The 6,089-nt window shown below is 53.7% G+C and carries 8 protein-coding genes; all 8 read left to right on the forward strand.

Annotation, left to right across the window (positions count from 1 at the left end; all coding sequences use genetic code 11):
- Nucleotides 1-246: 246 nt before the first annotated feature.
- The 8 genes from BQ5375_RS00005 (at nt 247) to BQ5375_RS00045 (ending at nt 5,946) form a co-directional block, all read left to right on the forward strand.
- Complete coding sequence (locus BQ5375_RS00005; RefSeq protein ID WP_235821901.1) at nt 247-1,506, forward strand: plasmid recombination protein; 1,260 nt, start codon at nt 247-249, stop codon at nt 1,504-1,506.
- 484 nt (nt 1,507-1,990) lie between these two features.
- Entirely contained in the window at nt 1,991-3,487 is a 1,497-nt protein-coding gene (locus tag BQ5375_RS00015) for a hypothetical protein (RefSeq protein ID WP_076917205.1), read from the forward strand.
- Nucleotides 3,488-3,711: 224 nt separating this feature from the next.
- Complete coding sequence (locus BQ5375_RS00020; RefSeq protein ID WP_071428850.1) at nt 3,712-3,978, forward strand: type II toxin-antitoxin system RelB/DinJ family antitoxin; 267 nt, start codon at nt 3,712-3,714, stop codon at nt 3,976-3,978.
- Entirely contained in the window at nt 3,978-4,238 is a 261-nt protein-coding gene (locus tag BQ5375_RS00025; protein WP_071428849.1) for a Txe/YoeB family addiction module toxin, read from the forward strand. Before BQ5375_RS00020 ends, BQ5375_RS00025 begins: the two co-directional genes overlap by 1 nt.
- A 17-nt stretch (nt 4,239-4,255) precedes the next feature.
- A complete protein-coding gene (locus tag BQ5375_RS00030; protein WP_071428848.1) occupies nt 4,256-4,504 on the forward strand; it encodes a hypothetical protein in 249 nt (82 codons plus the stop codon).
- Complete coding sequence (locus BQ5375_RS00035) at nt 4,501-4,998, forward strand: hypothetical protein (RefSeq protein WP_071428847.1); 498 nt, start codon at nt 4,501-4,503, stop codon at nt 4,996-4,998. The genes BQ5375_RS00030 and BQ5375_RS00035 overlap by 4 nt, the downstream gene beginning before the upstream one ends.
- Before the next feature lie 119 nt (nt 4,999-5,117).
- A complete protein-coding gene (locus BQ5375_RS00040; protein WP_071428846.1) occupies nt 5,118-5,420 on the forward strand; it encodes a DUF2089 family protein in 303 nt (100 codons plus the stop codon).
- 13 nt (nt 5,421-5,433) lie between these two features.
- Nucleotides 5,434-5,946, forward strand: a complete 513-nt coding sequence (locus BQ5375_RS00045; RefSeq protein WP_071428845.1) for a hypothetical protein — start codon at nt 5,434-5,436, stop codon at nt 5,944-5,946.
- The last annotated feature ends 143 nt before the right edge of the window (nt 5,947-6,089 follow it).

Genomic DNA, 6,089 nt, shown 5'->3' on the forward strand with positions numbered 1-6,089 from the left:
CGGAGGCGGCGGGGCCGAAGCCCCAGCCGGAGCCGGCCGGGAGCAGCGGGAAACCGCAGCGGCCGACAGTTCCGGCAATCCCCCGCGGGAGCGCGCAAAAGCACTTTCATACTGACGCCCCAACGGGGCGGCGGTGTGAAAGTGCTTTTGCGTTACTTTCTCACCGAGAAAGTAACAAAGAGGTCTTGCCCCCTTGCGGGGGCTATGGTAAGATGGGATTGGTAAGAGGTTTGGACGATAGAAAGGGTGGGTGATTTTATCGGTACAACTATTTCCGGCATGACTGGCCGGGGTAGCATCCGGCATAATAACCGGAGCTTTTCAGCGGCCAATGTAGATCGGAGCCGGACGGAGCAGAATGTGACTTTTTGCAACGATGATTTGAAACAGGTTTACCATGAGATCTTCGACGAGGCCCTGGCTGCCTACAATGCCAAAAAGAAAAAGACCAGGGATAAGATCCCCGACTACTATGAGCATATCCGCCAGGGGAAACAAGAGAAGCTGTTCCATGAAGCGATCTTCCAGATCGGCAACCTGGAGGACTGCGGCTGCGGCTCCCCCGGAGGGGAACGGGCTGCAGCAGCTCTCAAAGAGTTTGCGGAGTCCTTCCAGGAGCGCAATCCCCATCTGCGGGTGTTCAATATGGTGCTGCACATGGACGAGGCCACGCCCCATCTCCATGTAGACTTTGTGCCGGTGGCCACGGAGCAGAGCCGGGGCCTTTCCACCCGGGTTTCTATGAAACAGGCACTCAAACAGCAGGGGTTTGTGGGGCTTGGCCGCAATCAGACGGAGTGGCGATCCTGGATGGAACGCGAAAAGGCATCGCTTACGGAGATTGCCCAGGCGCATGAGTTCGAGATCATCAGCCTGGGCGGTGGCCGGCCTCACATGGAATTGCCGGAGTTCAAGGCAGCGGCCAAGCGGCTGGAGGCTGTCCAGGAGCAGGTGGCTGCAGCGGAGCAGGAAATGGCCGAACTGGAGCAGCAGAGGAAGGCCCTGCAGGGGACGGTGCGGCAGCTCCAGGCTGCGGAGAAGGTGCGGGTTGACCTGGACGCGATCCAGCCAGAGAAAACGCTGACAGGAGCCGTCAAGGGCGTTACAGTGGAGCAGGTGAAGGAGCTGAAGGCAGCGGCGATCCGTGGGGCCGCTGCGGAGCAGAAGGTGAAAGAGCTGAAGGTAGAAAATCAGCAGCTTCATAGCCGGATGCCGTCCATGAAAGAAAAGCTGAAGGAGGCCGAGGAGCGGCAGCGGCTTATCAACGAAAACCGCAATTTGCAGGTACAGGTGGAGTATCTGGAGAACAGCTTGGACAGTGAGCGCAACTTCGCATCCCGGCTCCTGGAAGGGGTCGAGGCGGTGCTGGACTTCCTGGATCGGCACCTGCCGGAGCAGTTCCGGCCCATGCTGGAAAGGGCGCGGGAGCTGCTGCCTGTGCCGGAGCTGCAACAGCCGGAACAGGAGCAGGATCGGGGCCACACCTGGGGCGGCATGGAACTTTGATAGGGAAAAAATATATTGATAATATATAGCTTGTCCAGGATGACTTGAAAGAGCTGCTTGGACAGGCTATAATAACAACTGAAAATAGGGAAATACTGTATTGATAATATATGCCGTATAGTAAGGGGTAGGAACAGGCGGAAAATATGCCGGAATCTGGCTTGTCAAAAAATAGGGAAATACTGTATTGATAATATATGCCCCCCTATGGGCCTTTAGGCCCTCAAAATTATCTCTTAAAATTCTCTCTCGGATGGGGAGAAAGTCGGAGGGGAAAAGGGGGGTGGGCGGAGGCTGTGGGAATGTGGTAAACCCAACGGGTTTTCCATCATTTCCATGGCCGGAGCCAGGGGGGAAAGGGGGAGGTGACTTTCTCTTTAAGGCCCCGAAGGGGCCGCTCTTTGGCTCCCCCTTTCCCCCCTCCCGCCCGCAGGCGTTTTTGTGAGAACAGATTTTTGATAATTTTTCTTCTGGAGGTGATTCTATGGCTACGGATCAGCAGGCCGCTATGGAGCAGCTGCGGGTGTTGTATCGGGAAAAAAATGAGCATCTGGAGAAGTTCCTGGAGCCGGTCACGCCTTTTGAGTTTTACCGGGAGATCTTCCCCGTGGGCAGCTTTGAGCGGAAGGGCCATTTTGAGGACGAAAAGGGCAACGGGATCGCGGTGACGGTGCCGCCTAAAGCCGCAGGGATTGCCTTGGAGATCCAGGAGGAAGGCAAGGCCAAACGCTACACCATCACCGATGAACTGTCGGAGCTGTCGGAGGTCTACGATACGGACTTTACTATCATGTCCCCTCTGTCCTACTTCGGTCGGCGTCGGTGTGGCAAGAATGCCCGGTATCTCTATGCCCTGGTCTTTGACTTGGATGGGGTGGGGATGCCCCAGCTCCGGGACACGCTGCACCAGATGAACAAAGATATTTTGCCCCAGGCAACCTTTGTCGTAAACAGCGGGACGGGGCTTCACCTGTATTATGTCCTGGAGGAGCCTATCCCCATGTACCCGCACAACCAGAAATGCTTGAAGGAGCTGAAATATTCTCTCACCCGTCAGATCTGGAACAGGTACACCTCCACCATCAAGGAGCCGCAGATGCAGGGTATATTGCAGGGGTTCCGGGTGGTCGGCTCCGGCTCCAAGCTGGGTCGGGAGTACCCCGTAACGGCCTACCGGCTCGGAGGGAGGGTGACACTGGAGAAGCTGCTGGAGTTTATCCCGGACAGCAACGGGGAGCAGCAGCGGCTTGAGGGGCTTATGAGGAAGAGCCGCCTGTCGCTGGCTGAGGCAAAGGAGAAGTACCCGGACTGGTATGAGCGGCGGATCGTCAAGAAGGAGCGGCGGGGCCGCTGGACGGTCAAGCGTGACCTGTACGACTGGTGGCTGCACCGGATCGGGGACGAGATCCGGGTGGGCCATCGTTTCTACGGCATTATGACGCTGGCTATCTATGCGAAGAAGTGCGGGATCAGTGAGGACGAGCTGCGCCGGGACGCTTTCTCCCTGCTGAAACCTTATGACGATATGAGTGTGGAGGACATCAACCGCTTCACAAAAGACGATGTGGTGTGTGCCTTGGAGATGTTCAATGAGGACTATGTGACATTCCCCAGGGATGATATAGCGAAGCTGTCCGGTCTGACTATGCCGGTCAATAAGCGGAACTGGCGCAAGCAGGAAGAACATTTGGGAAGAGCCAGGGCGGTACAAGCATTTGATGATCCAAATGGGAATTGGAGGAATAAAGAGGGGCGCCCATTGGCCCAGGATCGGGTATATGAGTGGCGGCAGCAGCACCCGGAAGGTCGCAAGGCCGACTGCCACCGGGACACGGGGCTTGACCCCAAAACGATCCGTAAGTGGTGGGATAGTACGCCCCCGACTGTTCGTGTCCAGGATGGACACATTACGGTGCGTGTTACCCCCTCCCAGGCGGTGAGTGATCTGCTGGTGAAGGCATTAGGACAGGGTAAGGATTAGGGTCGGTTTTCGGCCCTGGAACGCCACAGGAGGGTTCTTCCGACGGTCTGAGGGTAAACATACCACCCCCCTCTTTATTGCGCCCGGAAAGCCTTGCAAATCAAGGGGTTTACCACCCATAAATGTCTACATATCAGCGTGACGCATTTACAGAATGGTAAAGAAAAACGCTTGTATTTTTCTTTATTTCTGCATATAATATGAGTAGGAAAGGAGTGTTGGATATGGCACACACGGTCAATGTGAATTTTAAGTTGGATGAAGATGTGAAAAAAAGGATGGAACGGGCCTGTGCCGAGATGGGCCTTTCCATGAGCGCTGCGTTTACGATGTTTGCAAAAAAGGTCGGCAGGGAGTACCGCATTCCGTTTGAAGTTTCGGCTGATCCGTTCTACTCGGAAAGCAACCTCCGGCACCTGGAGAGCGTCATGCAGGATGTGAAGGATGGTAAGGCTCACTTTGCCGAGCATGACCTGATCGAGGTGGACTGATGAAGCTGTTGTGGGAGGATCGGGCGTGGAGTGACTATCTGTATTGGCAGACACAGGACAAAAAGACGCTGAAACGGATCAACGCGCTGATAAAGGATATTCAGAGAAGCCCCTACCAGGGGATCGGCAAGCCGGAGCCGCTGCGGGGCAACCTGAGCGGCTGGTGGAGCCGCCGCATTGACGAAACCAATCGCATTGTTTACTATGAGCAGGGAGAGGTCATTTATATTATCTCCTGCTTGGGCCACTATGACGATTGAGAAAGGAAGGGCCGGTTATGAGTTGGGATAAAGAGAGGATCGCGCAGCTGCAGCTCCCCGATCCAGCAGACGATGATCCGCACCCCCGCTTGCTTCTGGAAGGGGAAGGCGTACACGCCGGGCAGGGGTTTACTGCCCTGTTTCCCGATGGTTGGCATGATATTACCCTGGAGGTAGCCTGGGAGCCGGAAGGCCCCGGTTGCTGGTACATATCCACGCCGGGATTTAAGGGCGTGTGTCCCATTGGCCTGTTCGTGAAGGTATGAAAACGATCCGACAGATAGCCGATGAGATAGGCGTATCGAAGCAGGCGGTCTATAAACGGTATAAAGGGAAGCTGCATACGGTTTGCGCTCCGTATGCGCATACGGAGCAGGGAGTTTTGTATCTATCGGAGCAGGCTGAAACCCTGATAAAACAAGACTTTTTGAAGGATGACCGCTCCATTGGAGCACATACGGATACGCATACGGAGCGCTCCAATGGAGCGGTGCCGGAGCAGTCGCAAGAGGACAGTGTGGTGGCAGTTTTACAGGCCACCATCGACACGCTGCAGGGGCAGCTTGAAGTAAAAGACCGGCAGATTGAAAAATTGACGGAGGCTCTGGTTGCTGCCCAGAAGACAGCGGCAGCGGCCCAGGCTCTCCATGCGGGAACGATTCAGCAGCAACTTGTCACTGGTGAGGCTGGATCGGATCAGCAGGGCCAGAAGCTGGTAGAAAAAAGAAGTTGGCTTTCTAAATTATTTGGTGGCAGATAACGGGTTAGCTTGGTCGTTATCTGCCCTTTTTATTGCATTAAATCAGAAGAAATAAAAAATAAAATTAAATATTGACTTTAATAAAATTAAAAATTATAATAAAGATATAGATAGGAGGGATGAGTATGGATGCGCTGCCTATATGGATGAGCGAGTTGGAGGAAGAGGATACGGTATTCATAAAGAAGTTCATTTTAGCATCTGGCTCACTGAAAGAAGTAGCTGCCCAGTATGGAGTGACCTATCCCACGGTGAGGTTGCGGCTGGATCGGCTTATTCAAAAAATTAAGCTGACGGAGGATACTGCAGCGGACCCATATATTGCAACCATTAAGAGACTGGTAGTCAGTGAACGGCTGGATTTTGACACTGCGAAACTACTCATCTCTGAATATAAGAAAATCCGTCAAGGGCAAAAGTGAGGGAGGAAATTTTATGGCAGCAGTAGGTTTGTTTGCGGGTGTTTTTAGTCTGCTGATTTATTTATGCATTATCCTTGTTCCTGTGGCTCTGCTGGTGGTGCTTCAAGTGTGGCTATGTAAAAAGAGTATCCGCTTAGGTTTAATTTTGCCTGGTGTGTCTTTGGTAATGTCACTTATACTGGCTTTTGGTGTGATTGCCTTTAGTAGCTTGAGCACAGCAGGCGCAAGTGGAGAATTGGTGTTAGAGCAAAATGGACAGGTGGTGGAGCGAACGGTAACTGAAAATGGTACAGTTACCGTCTATGATGGAGAAGGAAATATTACGGATCAGTATCCAGATCCAAACTATGAGGACAATCGAGCCGAAAGTGAGCAGATTTCTCTGACCATGATAGCGGTGGCAGGAGTGATGTTCTTGGTGTTCAATATTCCTACACTGGTATTTGGGGGGATTTGGCTCCACTATAAAAACCGCCAGGATTTGCAGGATGATTTGCGAAAAATGAAGGTTGAGGATTTAGGATAGAAAATAATCTATTTCGCAGGTGTGGCCACACTTGCTGTGCTTGCTATTCTGTGGCGATAGCCCAGTCCCCTGGGGAGCCGCCCGGAGGCGGCGGGGCCGAAGCCCCAGCCGGAGCCGGCCGGGAGCAGCGGGAAACCGCAGCG

The organism is Negativibacillus massiliensis (genome assembly GCF_900148495.1).
GTDB lineage: Bacteria > Bacillota > Clostridia > Oscillospirales > Ruminococcaceae > Negativibacillus > Negativibacillus massiliensis.